At 52.0% G+C, this 2,742-nt stretch carries 2 protein-coding genes; one reads left to right on the top strand and one right to left on the bottom strand.

Annotated elements, in window-relative coordinates; genetic code table 11:
* Window positions 1-166: 166 nt before the first annotated feature.
* Window positions 167-400 (top strand): hypothetical protein, encoded by a 234-nt coding sequence (locus GHO03_RS24080; RefSeq protein ID WP_153400651.1) that lies wholly within the window; start codon window positions 167-169, stop codon window positions 398-400.
* A 1,942-nt stretch (window positions 401-2,342) separates the two neighbouring features.
* Here the strand turns inward: GHO03_RS24080 and GHO03_RS24075 are convergent.
* Window positions 2,343-2,576: a hypothetical protein gene (locus GHO03_RS24075; RefSeq protein ID WP_153400651.1), complete on the bottom strand. Its 234-nt coding sequence runs from the start codon at window positions 2,574-2,576 to the stop codon at window positions 2,343-2,345.
* Window positions 2,577-2,742 lie beyond the last annotated feature (166 nt).

The following is a 2,742-nucleotide window of genomic DNA, read 5'->3' as shown; positions in this document are numbered from 1 at the left end:
GCCGTCCACCTCAGCGCACGAGATCAGCGTGCAGCTTGGCGCATGGCAATCCTGACGATAAGGGTGATGGTGTCCACGTATTTTTAAGTGGACACCATCGCCCTTATAGCTGGGATCGGGTAAGGCCCCGGAACAGTCCGAAGCTGAGCTGGATGTCGGCGACGAAGTGGTTCTTGAGCCTGCGGCCAAGGTTAAAAAGATCACCTGGCCAAAGGGCATGCGCGAACAAATCGCTGCTGTGCGCAACACGTTAGGCAATCAAGCAATGACACTAGAGATGCTGGTCGCCCATTTCGCCGCACCCAAGACCACCACACCACTGATCACAGAGGCGCTGGCTGCTTTGGAGGAGCTGGGAATGATCAATGCAGAAGAGGGTAAATACCGGATAGCGGGCTGATTTTAGGTTGCCATGCCAGATTGCCAACCTGTTGCTAGGATCTCGCCAAGGGCGTTTATAGGCGTTTTAGCGGTTTTTTGAGCTTCCCCCTGTGGGTAACCCTAAATTATGCCGATAAACGCACTGTACGCCCTTGTGGCCCCGAATAGCTGTTGTTACTATACGGTTGTCCAGTGTTTTTTTGGACGAAAAAAAGCCGACTCAAATGAGTCAGCTTTTTCCAAAACCATGGTGCGCATCGAACTTTCGACGGAGAGATGTGCACTGTACTTAACGAAACAAGACCGAGGACTCATTTCTGGGCGCAGATTCTACGGGACAGTTTTTGTCACGTAAACGCTTAAAAAGCGTATATCCGAGCCGTGACGGTCATTCTTAGGCTTTTATAGCCTAGCCGTCAATGACCTAAAAAGTGATATTGAGACCTTGGTCATGAAGAGGTTTTATCATGATCCAGTCCAAAAAAGATGTATGTGAAGTACCCGTGTGTTCCTACACCCGCCGTCGTCGGGGGCGCTTGGAATATGTAGCAAGCCACTGCCGTGGCTTGCCTAAGCGCTGACTGAGGAGCTGTAGCCCTGCCTCCCTGCGAGGTAGGGCTTTCGGTTTGACGCATAGCAGCTCCGCACAAGAGCCTAAGATCAGCCATCGAGCTGGTTTTTTCATTGCGCACTGCTAAATCCCCATCCCAGCTAGTCACGATGAGTGCAGAATTTGGTCGTGACCCCTTGTAGGGTTTGGGGTGAATGGGCAACCCCAGTCCAATCTCCCGGTGGTCGTGACGGCACGATAGCGATGCCTATCCGCAGGAGGTTTTCGTAATGCGAAATGCAGGAAAATCGTTTTGATTATCGAGGTGCTGGGGCTAGGTGTTGCCGTCCTCGGTTTTCTAGTTCAGGTGGGCTTGTTGTGTGTCTAGAGTCGCGCATGTCCTAAGTTATGCGACAAATCGTCAGCTCCCAGCCTGCCACCAGCCAGGCTGGGAGCTGACGATTTGTCGCATAACTTAGGACATGCGCGACTCTAGACACACAACAAGCCCACCTGAACTAGAAAACCGAGGACGGCAACACCTAGCCCCAGCACCTCGATAATCAAAACGATTTTCCTGCATTTCGCATTACGAAAACCTCCTGCGGATAGGCATCGCTATCGTGCCGTCACGACCACCGGGAGATTGGACTGGGGTTGCCCATTCACCCCAAACCCTACAAGGGGTCACGACCAAATTCTGCACTCATCGTGACTAGCTGGGATGGGGATTTAGCAGTGCGCAATGAAAAAACCAGCTCGATGGCTGATCTTAGGCTCTTGTGCGGAGCTGCTATGCGTCAAACCGAAAGCCCTACCTCGCAGGGAGGCAGGGCTACAGCTCCTCAGTCAGCGCTTAGGCAAGCCACGGCAGTGGCTTGCTACATATTCCAAGCGCCCCCGACGACGGCGGGTGTAGGAACACACGGGTACTTCACATACATCTTTTTTGGACTGGATCATGATAAAACCTCTTCATGACCAAGGTCTCAATATCACTTTTTAGGTCATTGACGGCTAGGCTATAAAAGCCTAAGAATGACCGTCACGGCTCGGATATACGCTTTTTAAGCGTTTACGTGACAAAAACTGTCCCGTAGAATCTGCGCCCAGAAATGAGTCCTCGGTCTTGTTTCGTTAAGTACAGTGCACATCTCTCCGTCGAAAGTTCGATGCGCACCATGGTTTTGGAAAAAGCTGACTCATTTGAGTCGGCTTTTTTTCGTCCAAAAAAACACTGGACAACCGTATAGTAACAACAGCTATTCGGGGCCACAAGGGCGTACAGTGCGTTTATCGGCATAATTTAGGGTTACCCACAGGGGGAAGCTCAAAAAACCGCTAAAACGCCTATAAACGCCCTTGGCGAGATCCTAGCAACAGGTTGGCAATCTGGCATGGCAACCTAAAATCAGCCCGCTATCCGGTATTTACCCTCTTCTGCATTGATCATTCCCAGCTCCTCCAAAGCAGCCAGCGCCTCTGTGATCAGTGGTGTGGTGGTCTTGGGTGCGGCGAAATGGGCGACCAGCATCTCTAGTGTCATTGCTTGATTGCCTAACGTGTTGCGCACAGCAGCGATTTGTTCGCGCATGCCCTTTGGCCAGGTGATCTTTTTAACCTTGGCCGCAGGCTCAAGAACCACTTCGTCGCCGACATCCAGCTCAGCTTCGGACTGTTCCGGGGCCTTACCCGATCCCAGCTATAAGGGCGATGGTGTCCACTTAAAAATACGTGGACACCATCACCCTTATCGTCAGGATTGCCATGCGCCAAGCTGCACGCTGATCTCGTGCGCTGAGGTGGACGGC

This window comes from Pseudomonas sp. FSL R10-1339 (assembly GCF_009600545.1).
GTDB lineage: Bacteria > Pseudomonadota > Gammaproteobacteria > Pseudomonadales > Pseudomonadaceae > Aquipseudomonas > Aquipseudomonas bubulae.
This window is presented reverse-complemented; position numbering and strand designations above follow the sequence as displayed.